The organism is Algoriphagus terrigena DSM 22685, assembly GCF_000429445.1.
GTDB classification, from domain to species: Bacteria; Bacteroidota; Bacteroidia; order Cytophagales; family Cyclobacteriaceae; genus Algoriphagus; species Algoriphagus terrigena.
Genome location: NZ_AUBW01000030.1, coordinates 1 through 19543, shown reverse-complemented (window position 1 = coordinate 19543; position 19543 = coordinate 1). Strand labels below are relative to the sequence as shown.

Genomic DNA, 19543 nt, shown 5'->3' with positions numbered 1-19543 from the left:
CTTATTTTGTAATTCTACCCGCCAAAACTTAAAAAAACACCACACAAATCGGTCCGGTGCAAGTAAAATCCTTCTATGTAATCGACTCCAGAAATTGAGTCCCAATCGCCCAGGGTTAGTTTTCTCTCGACTTATCCAGTCTTATTTTGGTCTCTCTCGCGTCTGAAAGGATTTTATCCAAATCCGCTCTTCCCAAGTAGCTGCTCTTGGTAAATACGCCACTGATGTGGGTAGTGGCATTGATGTTTTCCAGTGGATTACTGTCAAGTATTACCAAATCTGCACGCTTGCCTACGTCTATGGAACCCATTTCCGGGTCCTTTTTCAGAAACCGTGCACCATTGATCGTAGCGGCGCGGAGGACATCTATCGGCTTCAGGCCAGCGTCTTGGAATATCTGAAGTTCTTGGATCAGGGACTGGGCAGGATAAACCAGGGCATTGAGTACTGCACCATCGCTGCCGGCGAGTATCGTGATCCCGGCATCCTGGTAATGGAGGAGCTGCGAAATGTTGAATTGGTAGTTTCGCTTACGTTCATTCATCTGCTCAGGCGTTTCGTTTTTCACCCGCTCAAGCCTTTTAAGATATTCGGCCGTGTAGGCCTTTGTCAAATAGGTAGTCATCATGCTGTCTAACAGATGATTCTCCTGATCACTGTAGGACATCTGTCGTGCTCCGATATAGGTTGGCGTCACAAACAGCCCCTTGTCACCCAGTATCTTATAATTACGATCTGCCTTCTGTTGGTCAAATTCACCTCTGTAGAGCGCGCTGGCTTGCGCACTGGTCAGCGTTCCGGCTCTCAATTGCGCCACAATCCCCTCCTGATCGTATCCCAATCTATTAAGGTAGCTAGCATGCTCCACACTCGAAAAACCGGCATCCACCATTTCCTCCAGCGTGAGATCGATCGGCACGTGGCCAGAGACGACATAGCCCCGATCATGGGCGGCTTGGATACTTTTTAAAAAAAGCTCTCCATGCAGCTTGTTATCCGTAATCTTGATGAAATCCGGAGCCCAAACATCCTGCTTATCCATCATGAGGGCAAGCTCGGTTTCATTTTCTATTTCAAGGTCTCCCTTCCAGGACGAATTCTTCCCCTCGAGCTTTAACCCGGCTGTAAACAGGTTCGGCCCAAACAATTCCCCTTCGTTGATCTCATCTCTCCACTGCAAAACCGTCTCGCCCAAGTCGCTTGCACAGTCCCTCACCGTCGTGATGCCAAAGGCGATGAATAGCGGAAGCAAAGCCTGATTATCTTCCTCCAGCCCCTGCCCTTCCAGGTGTATGTGCATGTCCCAAAGACCCGGGATGATGAACTTATTCTTTGCATCGAGCTGCTGCGATTTGGGTACGCCTTTGCTCAGCTGGTCGAAGTCTCCCAAAGCTTTTATTTGGTCGCCCTTGACTAACACCGCCCTTTCGCTCTTGATCTTGCCTGTCAAGACATCTACGATCTGCGCATTATAGATCAAAAACTGCTCTTGGGGTAAGCCCTGGGCTCGAGCTATCACCGATAGCAATACTAATGTGACAATGAGATAGCATTTGGAAAACAACTTCATACAATCAATTTTTCTTATTGGGTGATAAAAATCTTTTCAGTGTCACGTTTTTGAAAACCACTTTAGGTTGACACTCGGAGATAGAAGCCCAAAGATAGACGTTCAAAATTGCTCTCAATGATCGATTTCAAGATGTTTCGGTCAAAAGGCCTCAATGCAGCAACTCAAAGCACTGTCTGGCAATCTCCAATTCTTCGTTGGTCGGGATGACCAGCACTTTGACCGGTGAGTCCACGGTGTTGATGGCTCTCAAATCAGCCGATCGAGCTGCATTTTTCTCCTCATCCAAATTGATTCCCAAGAAGTCCATCTCGGTACACACCAGCTTTCGGGTCAGGACGTCGTTCTCTCCCACTCCAGCTGTGAAAACAATTGCATCCAGTCCATTCAAGGCCGCAGCATACGATCCGATGAACTTTTGGATATGATACGCATACAACTGGTAAGCAAGAATTGCGGCCTTTTCCCCCGCATCATATCGCACCCTGATGTCCCTCATATCGCTAAAGCCCGTCAGGCCGAGCATTCCGCTTTTTTTGTTCAGTACCGTGTTCACCTCATCCAGTGAGTAACCTAGCTGATTGACTAGGTAAAAAATCACCGACTGATCTACATCTCCGGCCCGTGTTCCCATGATCAGGCCGTTCATCGGGCCCAAGCCCATACTGGTATCGATGCACTTTCCATCTTTCACAGCAGCCATACTGCAGCCGTTTCCGAGATGGATGGTGATGACTTTGGAGTTCTTTTTCCCCAAATATTCCGCTGCTTTCTCCGAGACGTATTTGTGACTGGTGCCATGAAAGCCATAGGCCCGAATCCCATCCTTCTCATAGTATTCATGGGGAATCGCCATCCGAAAAGCGACCGGAGGCATGGTCTGGTGAAAAGCCGTATCGAATACTGCAATCTGCTTTGCTTGCGCAAAAATGCTCTCCGCCACTTCAATTCCCAGGTAGTTTGCCGGATTGTGAAGTGGTGCCAAAGGAAAAAGATCTTTGATTTTGGCTTTGGCTTCTTCGGTAATAAATTGGGTTTGGGAGAATTTTTCCCCTCCGTGAACTACCCGGTGTCCGACCACATGTACCTGATCCGGGTCCGAAATCACGCCAATCTCTGTGTCTGTCAGGAATTTCGCCACCAGCTTCAGACCTTCGGAATGGTCGGGGATCGGCCGGATTTCATTTTTTACAATTTCTCCAGAAGCCCGATAAGCCTTGTATTTCACCTCAGAACCGGGCAATCCAATCCGATCCACCATTCCTGTACAGATGACCGTCGCTTCCGGCATGGATATCAGCTGATACTTTATAGAGCTACTGCCTGAATTGATTACGAAAATGTTCATGGGTTAGAAGTTGGAAGGGATGTTGGAGTTACTTCATTATTCATTATTTGATGTTCGACATTCGATATTAAAACGGAACAACGAATATCGAATGCTGAATGAAGAACATCGAAGAATTTACTCATTAAATCAAAATTCAGTTTTCCTGCGCCTGGATGGCAGTGATCACCACGGTGTTGAAAATATCGGCAACCGTGCAGCCACGACTCAGATCATTGACCGGTTTGTTGAGGCCTTGCAGCATCGGGCCGATGGCCAAAGCGCCCGTCTCCCGCTGTACGGCTTTGTAGGTGTTGTTACCGGTATTCAGGTCGGGAAAGATCAACACGCTTGCTTGGCCGGCGACTTCGGAGTTGGGCATTTTCTTTTTCCCAACCTCCGGATCCACAGCCGCGTCGTACTGGATCGGTCCTTCGACCTTCAATTCGGGAGCTCTGGATCTCACCAATTCCGTGGCCAGTCGGACCTTTTCTACATCCTCACCTGCTCCCGAAGAACCGGAGGAGTAGGACAGCATGGCAACTTTGGGCTCGATCCCCAGCATCCTGGCAGACTCCGCCGAAGATATCGCGATATCAGCCAGCTGCTCCGAAGTGGGATTGGGATTCACCGCGCAGTCCCCAAAGACCGATACACGATTAGGCAGACACATGAAAAAGACGGACGAAACGGTCGCAACGCCGGGTTTGGTCTTCACAAACTGAAGCGCCGGACGGATGGTATGCTGAGTCGTGTGGATCGCGCCGGACACCATCCCGTCAGCTTCCCCTTTGTGCACCATCATGGTGCCGAAATAAGATACGTCAAGCATCAGATCCCGCGCCATCTCGAGCGTGACTCCTTTGCTTTTTCTAAGTTCATAAAGGGTCTTAGCATAGCCTTCAAATTTGCTGGAGCTTTCAGGATTTTCGATGTTGATCTTATCCAGATCGAGGGACAAATTCAGTCTGTTAATCGCGGTTTGGATCGACTCTTTCGCTCCTAGGATCGTCAGATTGACTACGTTTTGGCGGATCAGCATATCAGCCGCGATCAAGATCCGATCATCGTCTCCTTCGGGCAAGACAATGTGTTTTTTCTTTGCTTTGGCCCTTTTTACCAGTTGATATTGGAACATGCGCGGAGTCAATGTCTCCGAATGGAAGCCCACGATCCGGTCTGATAGTGCCTTTTCGTCCACCCATTTTTCAAAAAGTCGCACGGCAATCGAGATCTTTTCAGTATCGTCAGCCGATATCCTAGCTCTGATCTGATTCACCTCAGTCACCGCCTGGAAGGTTCCTTTTTCCACCTGCAAAACCGGAATAATCGTCTCCAGCCCTTCGATCAACTTGACGATAGAAGGCTCCGGAGGAATGCCGCCGGATACGATGATTCCCGCCACTTTTCCAAAATTCCTAGACACATTCGCTTGCATCGCTCCGATGATCAAATCCCCCCGATCACCCGGTGTCACGACCAGGGTATTTTGTCCCAATCGGGTCAGGAAATTAGGTAGCTGCATCGCCCCGACAATGGAGTGATCCACTCTGTTCGTCAGCTGACTTTCACCAAAAAGCAACTTAGCCTCTAGAGACTCGAGCACTTCGCTCATGGTCGGATTGCTGAGTTCGACTTGCATGGGAATGGTCGTCACGAGGGTCTCCTTCGGAATGACAGCCCTCAGCCGCTTGGCGACATCGTCCTCCGTACCGGCTTCAATCTTATTGGCAACCAAGACCAGCACTTGCACTCCCCTACTCACAAAACCCTTAACCGTGGCCAGGGCCAAGTCGACAATCTCCGCCACCGATCTCTTGGAGCAGTTCAGGATGATCGCCGCCGGAATCCCCAGATTTTTTGCTATCGCGATATTGCCGTCAAACTCTACATTGGTCGTGGTATCGACAAAGTCCGTCCCCTCTACCACCACAAACTCCGAACTCTCCTGGAGCTTTTTGAACCGATCAATGATGGAATCAATCAGAAAGGATTCGTTGCCGCTGTTGATCTCCTTGATCGCTTTTTTCCGGGAAAAAACATACATCTCCTCGTAAGATTGCGAGAGCTTAAAGTGGCTTTTGATCAGATCCAGACGTCGGTCTTTCTCCTTTTTTCCTCCGGAAATGACCGGCTTGAAGTAGGATAGCTTGTCCGTCTTGCCCGCCAGCAGGCTCATCAGACCGAGAGCAAAGATGGATTTTCCCGAAAAAGGCTCCGTAGCGGTAAGGTAAATGGCATTGGTCATGTGGAATCGAGATAAAAAACAGGTGGGTTTCTCGGATCAAATTAGAAAATAAGCTGATGAAAAAAGTCTGACGCAAGTCATATCTCGCCTTTTTTATCAGGCGGCCCGACTGCATTTCCTTTTCATAGCATCTTGAATTTTCGCCCTAGAGAAACCGGCCATGTTGATTTTTCTCTATTTTCAATAACTTAAAGAACTCTAATCCCAAAAACCATGAAACAAGTAATCACCCTTTTCGCATTCTTCCTTTTTATCGGATTTTCGGCCTCTGCCCAAGACGCAATCAATGTCACCGGCAGTTGGTCGATGACCGTGCAGACAGACGCCGGCAGCGGAACTCCAGCTTTCGAGCTCAAGCAGGAAGGCGAAAAAATCACCGGCACCTACACCGGACAGCTTGGCGAAGCGCCGGTCACTGGCACGATCAAAGGCAATGTAATCCACATCGAATTTGAGATCCAGGGAAATCTGATCAAATATGATGGGACTGCTACCGCCACGGAGATGGAAGGAAAAGTGAATCTTGCCGATATGGCGACCGGAACTTTCAAAGGCAAGAAGAAGTAGCGATCACTGAGGTACCTCACTGGCTTTAGACGGAAAAGTCCCCAATTCCTCGATCTGATATCCTTCGGGGTAGCTGGGTCTTTTCCGCTGAGTTCCCAGCACCGGTTGCTGCGGTTCTGGGCTGATTTTGTGGAAAAAAGCATGAACCGCAAGCCCTTTTTTAGCCAGCCATTTTCTCAGACTTGAGACTTCTCGGATGTTCAAGGCCTCTCGAAGCGGATCATCCAACAGCGCAAAAACAAAAGGTCTTCCCAATCCGAACAGCCACCTCGGCACATAAAACCCCAGCATCAAGTCGATGGTTTTGTCAGCAACGATCCGATTACTTTCGGCAAATCGGAACATTTCCCGCTCGTAGCGGAGGTTGTATTCCTCAAATGACTCCAGGGTTTGCGGGATATCTTTAATGTTCATTCGCTTGCCCAAAGCCAGATAGTTTCTGAAAATGCCTTCCTTTTCTACTTTAGTCATCCGGCGGTAGGCATATTTCTCTACCCATCGGATGGGCTCAAAGATGAAGGTCGATAGCACGTACAGAAAGTCCTCGTTGGATATATCAAAGCGGCTGTGCATGGAGTTCATCCGGCGGATGGAGCGCTTTCCCCGCAGGCTGTTCATGCCATGCTCAAGGATCTCAAACAGAATGAGCTCAGTGTCGTCGTAGCGTTTTCTCGGACGTTTGGAAAACTCCCCGGTATCCGCCAGCAGGCGAGAGATTGAAGGAACGGCAAACGTCCTAAACAGGGCAAACTCAAGCGAGCGCTCCAGATCCCATGGAAAGACATGGCAACTTAGCAAGAAGGAGATTTGCTCGTGGTCGGTCTGTGGATTGAGGGATTGGATCTGAGTTGAAAAAGGCTTCATAGTTGAGAAAAATAAAGAGGGTGGAATTTACAAGATCGAGCCATCTTTCACATTATCTGTTTTGGCTTTTTCGTTTCTGTCAGAAAAAATCAAACCCGAAAACCATAAAAAAACTCTCCAAGGGATCTAAAAAATCCCTTGGAGAGTGGACGCTTCCAAAACATTAATTTTAAGCTGACACAAGACAGAATGGTGACAACCGATCTCCGACGAAGTCTAAAATCTAGCGTCTTTCGTCTAGCGTCTTTTTACCTAAAACTCAATCCGATAGCTGATCAGAGGGATCATCGGGGACTGATAGGCTGTCTCAATCTCCCCTTTCATAGGTTCAAAATAGCTTCCATAGATGTTTTTGCGGTTGGTCGTATTTTGGATATCAAGGGCAAGCGTGCTGGTTGATTTTGGTTTGTTCCACTTCAGACTTACGCGCAGATCGGTCCTGAAATAAGCGGGATTTTGCTCCTCAAAGGCCCGGCTTTCGTCATAGACCGTTTCATTGTCGGCTATGGATTGCTCCAGATCTATCGGAGTCGCCCGCAGTCCTCCTCCGTAGATACTTCTTAGATTAAGGCCCAGCACCCGGTTCTTCTTCAATTCATATTCCTTCCCGACAGTCAGCGTGAGATTCGCATTTCCGTTGTAAAGCGTATTTCGCCACTTGTTTTCCTGCGTTTTGTACAGGGAGTTGTACACGGAAGCGGACAGCAAAAAGTAGAGATTTTTGTGCGTAAACTGCTCCAGGGTAAGCTCTCCGCCGTAGTTTTTGCCAAAGCCGTCATTGACCAAAGGATCGGTCATATACGTCCACTGCTGATTGAGGATGGAGTAGGTTTCTGTTTCACCTGGCTTGACGGGAATGTTGAACAAATGCTGATAGTAGCCCTCGATCTTCATGCGAAGAAATGGATTCAGCTGACGGTCGTAGCCCAGCACGAAATGATGCGACTTACTCAGGCCAAGGTCTTCGTTTGGCAGGCTGACTTGTCCGTTTTCTTCCTGCTCCGCAAAGTAAGTACCCAGCGGTTGGACTTGGCTGTGAAGGCCATACCCCATGCTGATCCGCTGCTTTTCGTCCAGTTCATACGAGGCGCTGATCCGCGGCTCGATTGAGTTGGAATTATTCAGCAAAAGCTGGAGGTAATGGAGCCCGACATTGAAGGTCAGGCGCTCGCTTGCCCGGTAGTTAAGTTGAGAGAAAGCCTGGATGCTTTGCGTATTCCCTTTGGAGTTTATGAAAGTCTCCATGGGATCTGTTTCCTCCTCCCGGCCATTTTCCACCAGATTGTAGTATAGCTGGTTCACATAGATCCCGCTACGGAGATTGGATCTGGCCGAAATCTTCGAGTTCAACACACTGGAAAATGTGATCTTGGAGTTGCCAAAATTCTCGTAAGACCACTTCTGATCGTTGTATTCATCATCCAGCCGCTCCACGTCATCGCCTATCTCATGTCCTGATGCCAAGACGGTAGTTTGGAGAAAATTGGAATTGTTGATCATATACGAGTACTTGATTCCAACCGCTCCTGTGTTGGAAAAGTATCTGGAACTGTAGCGGTCTCCCTCTCCTTCCCAGGTGAGAGAATCCTTCTCAGCATCCCCGTTTTGGTCACTCAATCCTCCAAAACCAAAGATCGAGAAGCTACTTTTCTTTCCCGCAGGGAGATAGAAATTGAAAGACAAATCCTGGAAATCCGTCACAAAATCACCTAAGGGTATTCCGAGTTTGGACAGGATCGACAGCGTGGAGTAGCGATAATTGATCAAGTAAGAGCCTTTATAGTTTTTGGCGATTGGGCCTTCAGCAGCTACGTCCGTCCCCAAAAAGCCTGCCTGCAGGGTAAATTCGCGCTTTTCGTTGTTTCCCTTTCTCAAGCTCAAATCAAAAACGCCACCCAGTGCATTGCCATATTCGGCAGGGAAAGCACTCGTCAAAAAGTCAGAATTGGCAAGCAACTGCGAGCTGAGGATCGAAATTCCGCCTCCCGACGTTCCCGGATTGACAAAGTGATTGGGATTGGGAATGTCGATGCCCTCCATTCTCCAGAGCAATCCATTTGGACTGTTGCCACGGATGGAGATGTTGTTGTTGCCGTCATCAGTGCCGACCACACCGGAAAATGAAGTCGCCATCCGGCCGGGATCGTTCACAGCCGCAGCAAATTTCCTCGTTTCCTCCACGGAGAAGGTTCTTCCGCTCACCGTCACCATGTCATTGACGGTCCGTTCCTTTTCGGCCCCCATCACCACAACTTCATCCAGCTGGCCAAAATCCTCCTCGATGGAGATGGCCAAAACGACCTCCTTGCCGGAATTGACCAAGACATTGGGGAGAATCAGGTCTTGATAGCCGACAAAGCTCACTCGAAGCGTGTGGGTTCCTAGCGGTACCTGCGAGATCTTGAAGTCTCCATCGACATCGGTGGCCACTCCCATCAGCGGGTCCGTGTTGAGTATCATCACGGTCGCTCCAGGGATCGGAGCCTTAGTGACCTGATCGACGACTTTGCCCCGGACTGTCTGGGTCAAAGTCTGGGCATGAAGGGGATTGATTGCGAAGCAAAAAATCACCAAAAAGAGCTTACTAAGCGAATTCATAGCATTGGTTTAGTTTAAGGGAGGAGAATGAATCAAGTGGTTCGAAAAAGGCAATCCGGTGACAGGCGGCCGATTGATTAGCAACCGGCCGCTGGGATTTGGGTAAGAAATTTTTGGAATAGCTGGGCGAAAATGCCTTGGATATGAAGCTTTTAGACCTTAGGTTCGGGGTTTAATTTCCCCATCTTCCACCTCCGACAAAGAAGCCGAGCGTAAAGGCGAAGTATTCGTTGGTGGCTTGACCGATGACATCGCCACCGACGTTTTGAAGGTTGCTTTTCGGAACGAAGTTATACTCAAGACCGATCCGGAATTTGTTTAACTCCACACCTGCCCGCACCATCGGCGCCCAGGCAAAATCCGCCTCCAAGTTTTCGATGTCCTCTTCATCGATATCAGTCTCTTCGATATCAATATTACTCAGACCATAATAGCCAAAACCACCCCCGATATAGGGCGCCACCCTGCCCTCACCGAAGTTGAAATGGTAATTGGCAGTAGCCAGTACCGAAAGATTTGCTCCGATCTCCCCATCATAATCATCTGGGATGTCGTAATAGACGATGTCTTTGGCCAGCCCTGCAACGCCCATTCGCATCCCGACGGCAAGGTTGTCCATGACGAGAATCTGAGGTTCAATATTGACAATAGCGCCGATTCCACCATCCTTTGGAACTGCCGTTCCGAAGTCCATTTGGTATCTGAATTTGCCAGCTTGTTGACTATAGGCGGTGTTCATGATCAGCAATGCGACTAGTACTCCAAGTAATTTTTTCATGTTAGTTTTTTGATTTTAGTCTTTTGTCTTTCTGATCATCAGCTCATTTCTGAGGAGAAAAGAAAGGTTGGTTTAGCTTTCGTTTACAGGACAATCAACCAAGGCTTTACCCCTATTTGGTTTAAGAATTTTTTTTACCACAGAGGGCACTGAGAGAGAAATAGAGTTCTGTATTTACTCTAGGGATCGAGGCTCGAATCAGAGTTAGAAATTCAGGACCCTATTCCTCTGTGATCTCTTGTGGTAAAGTCTTCTTGGCATTAATTAAAGAAACCGGAATCCTGCCTTGAATCCGAACCAGAGCTGGCTGCCCAGATCTTCAGGATAGTACACATCGTTGTGCACGTTCATGTTTGTGTAGGTAAACAGCTCCGGATGGAAGGCGTAGGAAGAGTCATAGACCCGGAAATTCACTGTCGGCCCGGCGAAAATTGCGAAGTTTTTGGTCGCTTGGAATTCTGCTCCCAAGTAGCCTCTGTTGATCAGGTTGAGTGCGTGAACTCCTCCCTGGCTTAGCTGCTCGGAGCTCACCTCAATGTTGAGGTAGGTCTTCTTGCCCAATCTCGGGGAAGTCCCCAGACCATATCCAAAAGTCCAAGTCACCTGATCGTCCCACTCGGGTCGGATGCCCGCGAAGAAGATATTGTAAAACTCCCGCTTCCCGGTTCGGAAAGCCAAATTCATCGGCACCACTTCGTTGATACTGAACTCCAGCGTATGATATCCTGCGCGTACAAAGCTCAAGAAACCCACCGGAATCCCGCTTGTGCTATCCGAATAGTTGATCAAGCCAAGCTGAAAACCGTCGACTTTGTTGGCAAAATTTACCAAGCCAACTTGGGAACCTTTGAGGTTTTTAGCTGCAAAGTTCAGCACGCCTGCTACCTGAGTACCTTCGACGTCGGCTGCACTGAAGTTTGTCACCCCGGCGACTTGGACTCCGGTGACGTTTTTTGGAGAAAAATTAGCGACTCCGGCAATCTGAACGCCATCGACTGGACCCGTGGTAAAATTCATCAATCCCGCCAGCTGCACCGAGTTTTTCACCGAATCTAAGTTGGAATTAAAAAGCCCCGCTAACTGGACACCGTCGACCTTGCCGCCAACTTGGTTGAAGAGCCCTGCCAGCTGCACACCGGTCATGTCGCTGCGGTTGATACTGAACAGCCCCGCCATTTCAAGTTTTCTGGTTCCCGCAGAGTAGCCCCCCAGAAGGTTGAAAGAGTAGTCGTTGACGATATTTCCGGAGTACATTCCGTTCGTTCCCACGTAGGGGACGAAGGAAAACTGAAATCCCATCGAGGTAGTATCGCTGAGGTCTTTTCCAAAAGGGTCAAATTTAAATGGATCTGGCTTTTGTATCAGAGCTGATTTTTCTCTGGATTTCAGACTGTCGTTTGGTGTCCCGCTCACTTCTAATCCAGGCTTCTCCGCTTGACTTTGCAGAGGTTTGGCGGCTATCGGATTGAAAGAAAAGACCAGGATTGCTGCGAAAATTCTATAAAACGTATTCATGACATTGGTTTAGTTTCGCTTATAGGACAAGCTCAAGGATTCCAACCCCTATTCCGTTTTGAAAAAAAATGTGATACAAAGGACGAAATCCTAGGAGATGGACAGGGTTTGGGTTTTTGGCTCAAAAAAAGGAACTTGTTATCTATCTACAATCCGCAAGCAATTACCTAGGAGGTTTCGAAATCATGGAGCTTAAAAAAGAGCTGATCCAACAAATACAAAGCATCATTGCCTCGGCAAGAGAGCGGGCGATTCGCTCTGTCGATACAGAGCGTGTGCTGATGTATTGGCAGATTGGTAGAGTAATCTTAGAGGAAGAACAAGAAGGCAAAGAGCGGGCTGGTTATGGAGATTTTCTGATCAAATCCTTATCCCAAACACTTCAACCGCAGTTTGGAAGTGGGTTTTCCATTCGCCAATTAGAAATGTGTAGACAGTTTTATAGGTCATTTCCAATTACGAACGCACTGCGTTCGCAATTCAGCTGGACCCACTACAGAACTTTAATAAGGATTGACAATTCCGATAAAAGGGAGTTTTACATCGCAGAAGCTGTCAAAAACAACTGGACAGCAAGACAACTGGAGAGGCAGATCAACAGTCAACTGTTTGAAAGGTTATTGATGAGTAACGATGTTCAGGCAGTGTTGGCCGTGGCCCGGGAGGAAAAATTGCCCAGTGACGCAAAAGAAATTATCAAAGACCCCATGATCTTGGAGTTTCTGGGGTTAAGACGGGAAGCGGCCTATTATGAAAAAGATTTGGAAGCTGCGATCATTACCCATTTGCAGGATTTCCTGTTGGAAATAGGCAATGGCTTTTCGTTTGTGGCAAGGCAAAAACGCATCCATATCGAAGGCGATGAATTTTCCATCGACCTTGTATTTTTCAACCGTCTGTTGCAGTGCTTTGTGTTGGTCGAAATAAAAACCTCAAAAATCACCCATCAGGATATTGGGCAGTTGCAGATGTATGTCAATTATTACGATCGCTTCGAAAAACAAGATTTTGAAAACCCCACAATTGGCATCTTACTCTGCGCCGACAAAAACGACGCGGTGGTAAGGATCACCTTGCCCGAAAACAACAAATCCATCGTCGCCAGTAAATACCAGCTGTATTTGCCGACCGAGCAACAATTGATCGCAGAGGTGCAGAAAGAAATTGAAAAAATGGATCAATTGGAAAGTAGAAATACAGAGTAATTCCACCCCCTTTTTACCTAGTCCGACCCTCCAGCGGCTAAAATCACAGCATATTTCTTTCAAATGAGGAAAATTCGATCTCTCACCAAGTTGATTTTTCTCTTGATTTACTTAACAAATGTAAATCTAATTATAATATTTACTTTTGTTAAGTAAATAAATCCAACATGGCACAACATTCATTGGGCGAATTTGAAGAACTGGTATTGCTTATGGTGGCGGCTCTCCACGACGAAGCCTATGGCGTATCGATTCTCTCCGGACTGGAAAAAGAACTTGGAAAATCTCTGAACGTCAGCGCAATACATGTCGCACTGAAACGGATGGAAGATAAGGATTTTGTCAAGTCACGATTTGGGGGAATCACAGAAGACAGAGGAGGCCGGCGTAAAAAATACTACGTTATCACCGCCCTGGGCAAGAGGGTGCTGGATGAGCAGTTTGCATTGAGAAGTACTATCTACAGCCGGATTCCCAAAATCTCCTTTGGCTGATGCATCCTCCACGAAAGGCACTCGCTTTCCTCCGCTGGTTCTGCCGCGAAGATTACTTGGAAGAGATCGAGGGGGATCTGATTGAGATTTTTGGTAGCGAGGTCGAAGATTCTCCTAGAAAAGCCAAGTGGAAATTTTCCTGGAGTGTACTCAAATATTTCAGACCGGGGTTTATCAGGTCGTTTTCAAATTCTAATCAGTTTTCTCCAATGGGCATGTATAAGATTTATTTCAAAATCGGATGGCGGAATCTACTGAAGCAAAAAGGGAATTCTTCCCTGAACATCATTGGTTTGGCAACCGGGATGGCGGTAGCCATTCTGATCGGACTTTGGGTTTTTGATGAACTGTCCTTTAACAGGTATTTCAAAAACTATGAACGGATCGCTCAGGTGACCAAAGCGGGAAATTATGAGGGCAAGTACTACATGGGCCAAAAGCATCTTCCTTTCCCGCTCATCGAGGAACTTCAGAGTAGCTATGGTCAGAATTTCAAACACATCGTTCCCATCTCGGGCCCCGATGGATTTGATGCCGTGCTTTCCACCGATGACAAAATACTGACCAGAAAAGGCATGTATATCGGAGAAGGTGCTCCCGAGATGTTTTCCTGGGAAATGAAATATGGCAGTTGGAATGGTCTGGAAGAGATACAAGGAATCATGATTTCCGAATCCACGTCCAAAGCATTTTTTGGCGATAGTGATCCCATGGGCAAGGCGATGAAGGTAAACAAGCACACCGACGTCACAGTGACTGGGGTATTTGAGGATTTCCCCAAGAACACAGAGTTCTACGGGATGATGTTTTTTGAACCCTGGGATTTCTATCTGAAGGATGCTCCCTTTATCACCCGGCAGGGATGGGATAATAATTTTGTCATGGTGTATGTGGAGACCGCCCCAAATGTGACGATGCAGGAAGCAGGTGCTGCCATCAAATCCGCTGAGAAAAAAGCAACCGAAAACCTTGACTTTAGGAAGCAGGATGGGTCGGAGGGTTCAGATGTTTTATTGCTTCCGATGGCGGATTGGCACTTGTATGCTGACTTCAGGGATGGGGAACTCCAAAACGGTCCCATCCAAATGGTTCGGTTCATTGCAGCGATCGGGGTTTTTGTACTGCTGCTTGCCTGCATCAATTTTATGAATCTCAGTACAGCCAGATCCGAACGTAGAGCCAAAGAAGTCGGAATCAGAAAGACGATGGGTTCGATCCGTTCCCAACTGATTGGACAGTTTTTCAGTGAGTCTTTCCTGGTAGTGATTCTGTCTTTTCTGCTCGCCTTGATAGTTGCCTATACTGTATTGCCTTCGTTCAACCAATTGGCTGGGAAGGAATTGGTTTTGCCATTGGCTGACAAATGGTTTTGGCTCAGCTGTCTTTCCTTCATAACCTTTACAGGCTTGTTGGCAGGCAGTTACCCAGCTTTTTACCTTTCTTCATTCAAACCGATAAGCGTGTTGAAAGGTACGTTCCGCGCAGGCCGGTTCTCTGCCCTACCCCGCAAAACGCTTGTTGTACTCCAGTTTGTCGTATCTGTAGGGTTGATTAGTTGTACCGCCGCCATCTACCATCAGCTCATGTATGTCAAAGACAGACCGGTGGGCTATTCCCGGGAAGGATTGATTTCGGTTCGCAAAAAGTCAGATGAATTCAATACAAAAGCCCTTGCGCTCCGGGAGGAACTGAAGCGGACGGGCATGGTCACTGAGGTGGCAGAATCCGGCGGTGATGTCACCGGGACTTGGTCGCACAATGGAGGATTCAATTGGGAGGGAAAAGACCCCGGTTTTGAGGCGTATTTCGCTACGCTGAATGTGTCTCCGGAATTTGGAAAAACCGTGGGCTGGGAATTTGTGGATGGCCGGGACTTCGTGGCTGAAATGGCAAGTGATTCTTCCGGCATTGTACTGAACGAGGCGGCGGTGAAATACATGAATCTCGAGGATCCGGTGGGAAAAACGATCCGCTGGACCAATCGCTCCTGGAATGTGGATCAGGATTTTGTGGTATTGGGAGTGATAAAGGACATGCTGATGAATTCACCATTTGAACCGGTGAAGCCTGCGGTTTATGTCACCTATGGTTATGAAAGGGTGCTTCTGATGCGGATCACGCCCGGAATCAGTGCGGCTGAAGCTTTGCCCAAAATCGAAAAAGTATTTACCCAGCTTATTCCCGAGATCCCTTTTGACTATCGGTTTGTAGATCAGGAATTTGATTCCAAGTTTTCTACAGAAGATCGTATCGGCAAACTGGCCGGCGTTTTTGCAGTGCTTGCAATATTTATCAGTTGTTTGGGACTTTTTGGGTTGGCATCCTTTGTGGCAGAGCGACGCACCAAGGAGATCGGCATCCGAAAAGTACTTGGTGCTTCAGTTCTGAGCACGTGGAGACTTTTATCTCAGGAATTTGTGCTATTGGTTTTATTGGCGTGCCTTATCGCTGTGCCATTGGCTTACCTAATTCTTGAAGAAGGGCTTCAAAAGTATGAATACCGAACAGGCATCAGTTGGTGGATTTTTGTGATGGCTGCAAGTATTGCGCTCGGCATCACCTTATTGACCGTGAGTTTTCAGGCGATCAAAGCCGCTCTGATGAATCCGGTGAAGAGTTTGAAATCGGAATAGGAATTTCTTGGAACTGAAAAAATAGGATTTGCGAAGTACGATTTACGAGGCTCCGGACAGCTTTTGGTCCTTTGGCTCTTGGAAATTCTACCACCTTCAACCTTGTCTTCCCCCTACTTTCTAAAAAAACCTCACCCCTGCCCTAAATCCAAACCAAAGCTGGCTGGCGAGGTTCTCCACCGGGTAGGTGTTTTCCGAAAGGATCTTTGGAGTGACGTAGTCGAAAACTTGTGGATGATCCGTGTAAGAACTGTCATAAACTCTCCAGTTGAGGCTTGGCCCGGCGTAAAGGCCAAAACCTTTCACAACTTGATAGTCAAACCCCAGGTAAGCGGTGTTGATCAAATTCAGAGCGGCTATATTCCCTTTGATCATTTGCTCGGAACTCACCTCAATGTTCAGGAAGGTCTTCTTGCCCAGTTTCGAAGAAGTTCCCAAGCCATAGCCGAAAGCCCAAGTGACGGAATCTGCCTGTTCGGGACGCATTCCTGCAAAAAGAATGTTGTAAAAAGATCGGGTACCGGTGCGGAGAGCAATGTTGAGCGGGAACACTTCATCGGCCCCGACCTCCACTTTGTGGTAGCCTTTTCTGACAAAGCTGATCAGACCAACTGGGGCTCCTGTGGTGCTGTCCGAGTAGTTGAAAAGGCCGACTTGCGAACCGGCCACATTCTTGGCAATGTTCAAAATCCCGCTAATTTGTGCGCCTGTGACATTCCGATGGGTATAGTTGGCAATGCCGGCGATCTGCGTTCCCTGCACGCTTTGTGTACCCAGGTTCAGCAAGCCAGCCAGTTGGAATCCCCGCACATTTCCTGTCGTGAAATTGGTGAGTCCGGCGATCTGGGCAGCTTTTACCGAATCCATAGCGGAATTGACCAAGCCTGCCAGCTGCAAGCCTCTGACCTGACCGCCGACTTGGTTAAACAGACCTGCGATCTGTACGACTCCGGCGTCGCCCTTGTTGATGTTAAACAATCCGCCCAGTTCGGCTTTTTCAGTTCCTCCCGAGAAACCACCCAAGACGTTCAGCGAATAATCGTTGATGACGCTACCGGAGATCTTTCGGTTGGTACCGATGAACGGGATAAAAGACATTTGAAAACCCCGATGGATCGTATCTGTGACGTTTTCAAGGTTAGTAACGCCCACCGAGTTTTTGGTCCAAAGCCAGAAATTCTTCATCGGTTCGGCAAGGCTTTTGCCAACGCCTTCGGTCTTCAATAGTATTTTTTGAAAGGAATTGCCAGAGTTGTCCAGCACCAGCGTGTCGGAAAAGTCCCTCTTGTTGACGACCAGTTCGAAGTTTTCTTCGGCAGGGTTTTTTACCTCAAACTGAAAGTATCCATACTCATCCGTCGTGGAAGACTTCAGCGTGATCGGATCATAAACGGTCGCATCACGAATTCCTTTTCCGCTCTCATCCACCACATAGCCGCTGATCGTCACTTCCTTGGAGGATTCCGGTTTAGGGGTCAAAATCACATACACGCCCTTGGCTTTTAGCTGAATCTCACCTTCAAAAACCACCTCCAACACTTCCCGAAGCGGACTTTGGTTAAACTTCCCAGAAAAGGTCCGGCTCACATCAATGGCGGAGGAGCTGTAGGAAAACACGCAACCGGCGTCTTGTGAAAGCCGCTTGAGCAGGTTATCTATCCGTTCGTTTTGGACATCGAGGCTTACTTTTCGTTCCAGAACGGGGATCGTCTGGCTCTGAATGCTTCCGAAAAACAAAAAAAATACGGCTAAAAAAAGTAGCGCTCTGTTCATTTGTTCTGCCTCATGAGATTAGTAACAGCCTTCGCCGCTCAGGATAATTTCGTCTCCGTTTTCACTGACTTCAAGGCCCATCGTTTCGGACAAGATCCCCAGGATGGTATCCAGCTCTTCCTCCTCAAATTCCACGGTGATCTTGCAGGTGCCGATTCCTCCCAGCAGCGTGATCTTTCGATCATACACTTCACTGATCCGATCCACGACCGACTGGAGACTTTCCTCCGTAAATTGAAATGAGCGGGTCTTGAAAGCAACCACATTGGTATCCGCGACGGTCTTGTTGTAGCTGCCGGAGGCCTTGTCGTAGATCCCCTTTTCACCAGCCTGAAGCATGATGCCCTCATGAGTTGCGCTGTAAAATTGAACTGCTCCCTCCAAGACTGAGACTTCGATCTGTTGCCCGTCAGGATAGGCCTTTACATGAAACACCGTTCCTATATCCCGAATCAACAGATTTTCTGCTTCCACTGTCCATTGGATATCTTTTTCCTTGCCGATGCTGATGGTAGCTTCACCTTTGAGCTGGATCGTTCCGGTTTTCTTTCGGGCATTGTAGTCCACCTTGACCTCGGAGGCTTTGTTCATCGAGATCTCCGTCTGGTCTGGAAGCGTCTGGGTCATGACCTCGTTTTCGCTCAGGTAGACAAACTCGTCTCCAGGTGCCAGATTCCAGTAAAACAAATAGGAAACAGCTGCCACCAGGATCAGTCCGGCGGCCACTTTCCAAAGAGGAATCAGCGTTCTGCGGACTGTCTTCTTTGCCGTAATCTGTCCCTTTACTTTGTCCCAAGCTGCATCGGTGTCGAAATTCCGGTCATCGGGAAGCTGGGCTCTTTCAAAGATCAGGAGCGAGTCGTCCAGGTATTTTTGATTCTCGGGCGAAAGGGCGCACCATTCCCGCAAGTCTCGGACTTCACTTTCCGAGGCTTCGCCGACGATGAATTTGCCGACCAGATCTTCAATATATTCCTCTTCCCACTTCATGAATCCAACAGATTGCTCATCAAAATCGCCAACAAAGCCAGGTATTCTTTTAACTGGACACGCATGATTTTCAGCGCTTTACCCATTTGATTTTCGACTGTTTTCACAGAGAGGTTTAGCTGATCGGCGATCTCCTGATACTTCAGCTCCTCAAAGCGGCTCATCGTGAAGATCAGCCTGCACTGCTCCGGCAGCTTCTGAATCGCCGCCTTGATCTTGTCCTCCAGCTCCACATGGATTGCCAGATGATCAGCCGATTCGGAGACCTTCTCTCCCATGACGGTCTCCCCAGCAATGTATCTTTGCTTCACTTGCTCGTGCTTCAACTCGTTCAGACAGGAATTTCTCACCGCCCGATACAGATAGGATTTGACCGAGGTGTCGATTGAGATCGCCTCCCTTTTTTCCCAAAATCCGATGAATGCAGCCTGCACGATCTCTTCTGCGTCGTCAGGGTCCTTGAGGAAACTGGTCGCGTAGCGGCATAGCGGCTGGTAAAAGGTCTTGAACAGCATCTCAAAGGCTGGGATTTCGCCTGATTGTATTGCTGAAAAAACCTCTTGATCCGTAGCCTGCATGGAAATAAAAATGCTTTCGCTGCAAGATATGATTTTGGTTTCTTTTTGGAATAGGACAACTGAAATCTCCCGTACCCCTATGTGGACATTGAACTATTTGGTTCTACCCTTAAGTTAGTGAGGATATAAGTTTAGGCCTCCATGGAAGAATAAAATAGCGCTTCTAAAGTTGGCGAATGTTCGATAGCCTTTTCCCACTGTTTTGAGTTCCTGTATTTTACCGTTTAGGCGTTCGGCCATTGCATTGTTTAGGTTGGTGAGTAATGCATTGACCACTCCGGAAACATGCCTGTTAAACATCTCTACGACCTTGTCTATTTCTTTGATTTTTCTTTGAGTCGCATCGGTACTCCATCGGTTAAACAACAGTCTGGCGAAAAGCTTTCCTACACTGAACAACTCC

15 protein-coding genes are annotated in these 19543 nt (G+C 48.0%); 4 read left to right on the top strand and 11 right to left on the bottom strand.

The features are described 5' to 3' along the window. Nucleotides 1-115: 115 nt before the first annotated feature. The 3 genes from G459_RS28230 to pta form a co-directional block, all read right to left on the bottom strand. A complete protein-coding gene (locus G459_RS28230; protein ID WP_051315362.1) occupies nucleotides 116-1570 on the bottom strand; it encodes an amidohydrolase family protein in 1455 nt (484 codons plus the stop codon). A gap of 151 nt (nucleotides 1571-1721) precedes the next feature. Next, nucleotides 1722-2918, bottom strand: coding sequence for an acetate/propionate family kinase (locus G459_RS0121785; RefSeq protein ID WP_026969519.1), 1197 nt, complete (start codon nucleotides 2916-2918; stop codon nucleotides 1722-1724). Nucleotides 2919-3054: 136 nt separating this feature from the next. After that, on the bottom strand, nucleotides 3055-5145 hold the full coding sequence (gene pta / locus G459_RS0121780) for a phosphate acetyltransferase (RefSeq protein WP_026969518.1): 2091 nt from the start codon (nucleotides 5143-5145) through the stop codon (nucleotides 3055-3057). Nucleotides 5146-5358: 213 nt separating this feature from the next. On the opposite strand from pta, the gene G459_RS0121775 reads away from it, so the two are divergent. Then, nucleotides 5359-5712 carry a DUF2147 domain-containing protein gene (locus G459_RS0121775; RefSeq protein ID WP_026969517.1) on the top strand — a complete coding sequence of 118 codons (354 nt, stop codon included), beginning with the start codon at nucleotides 5359-5361 and terminating at the stop codon, nucleotides 5710-5712. Nucleotides 5713-5715: 3 nt separating this feature from the next. On the opposite strand, the gene G459_RS0121770 is transcribed toward G459_RS0121775, so the two are convergent. The 4 genes from G459_RS0121770 to G459_RS0121755 all read right to left on the bottom strand — a co-directional run bounded on the left by G459_RS0121770 (nucleotide 5716) and on the right by G459_RS0121755 (nucleotide 11467). Beyond that, entirely contained in the window at nucleotides 5716-6576 is an 861-nt protein-coding gene (locus G459_RS0121770) for an oxygenase MpaB family protein (protein ID WP_026969516.1), read from the bottom strand. A 252-nt stretch (nucleotides 6577-6828) separates the two neighbouring features. Further along, on the bottom strand, nucleotides 6829-9174 hold the full coding sequence (locus G459_RS0121765) for a TonB-dependent receptor (RefSeq protein ID WP_026969515.1): 2346 nt from the start codon (nucleotides 9172-9174) through the stop codon (nucleotides 6829-6831). 172 nt (nucleotides 9175-9346) lie between these two features. After that, entirely contained in the window at nucleotides 9347-9952 is a 606-nt protein-coding gene (locus G459_RS0121760) for a hypothetical protein (RefSeq protein ID WP_026969514.1), read from the bottom strand. A 264-nt stretch (nucleotides 9953-10216) separates the two neighbouring features. After that, complete coding sequence (locus tag G459_RS0121755; RefSeq protein ID WP_026969513.1) at nucleotides 10217-11467, bottom strand: LA_2272 family surface repeat-containing protein; 1251 nt, start codon at nucleotides 11465-11467, stop codon at nucleotides 10217-10219. 185 nt (nucleotides 11468-11652) lie between these two features. Between G459_RS0121755 and G459_RS0121750 the strand changes: the two genes are divergently transcribed. The 3 genes from G459_RS0121750 (at nucleotide 11653) to G459_RS0121740 (ending at nucleotide 15799) form a co-directional block, all read left to right on the top strand. Then, nucleotides 11653-12672, top strand: coding sequence for a PDDEXK nuclease domain-containing protein (locus G459_RS0121750; protein WP_026969512.1), 1020 nt, complete (start codon nucleotides 11653-11655; stop codon nucleotides 12670-12672). Between the two features lie 167 nt (nucleotides 12673-12839). Continuing rightward, on the top strand, nucleotides 12840-13166 hold the full coding sequence (locus G459_RS0121745) for a PadR family transcriptional regulator (protein WP_026969511.1): 327 nt from the start codon (nucleotides 12840-12842) through the stop codon (nucleotides 13164-13166). Next, nucleotides 13166-15799, top strand: coding sequence for an ABC transporter permease (locus G459_RS0121740; RefSeq protein WP_084454626.1), 2634 nt, complete (start codon nucleotides 13166-13168; stop codon nucleotides 15797-15799). Before G459_RS0121745 ends, G459_RS0121740 begins: the two co-directional genes overlap by 1 nt. Nucleotides 15800-15919: 120 nt before the next feature. Here G459_RS0121740 and G459_RS0121735 read toward each other — a convergent pair whose 3' ends face one another. The 4 genes from G459_RS0121735 to G459_RS28225 all read right to left on the bottom strand — a co-directional run. Further along, nucleotides 15920-17572, bottom strand: coding sequence for a peptidase associated/transthyretin-like domain-containing protein (locus tag G459_RS0121735; RefSeq protein WP_026969509.1), 1653 nt, complete (start codon nucleotides 17570-17572; stop codon nucleotides 15920-15922). An 18-nt stretch (nucleotides 17573-17590) separates the two neighbouring features. Continuing rightward, nucleotides 17591-18562 carry a FecR family protein gene (locus tag G459_RS0121730; protein WP_026969508.1) on the bottom strand — a complete coding sequence of 324 codons (972 nt, stop codon included), beginning with the start codon at nucleotides 18560-18562 and terminating at the stop codon, nucleotides 17591-17593. Continuing rightward, nucleotides 18559-19140, bottom strand: a complete 582-nt coding sequence (locus G459_RS0121725; RefSeq protein ID WP_035456645.1) for an RNA polymerase sigma-70 factor — start codon at nucleotides 19138-19140, stop codon at nucleotides 18559-18561. Before G459_RS0121725 ends, G459_RS0121730 begins: the two co-directional genes overlap by 4 nt. 114 nt (nucleotides 19141-19254) lie before the next feature. Then, nucleotides 19255-19543: transposase (locus tag G459_RS28225; RefSeq protein WP_035456644.1), on the bottom strand; the 289-nt coding region annotated here is incomplete at its 5' end.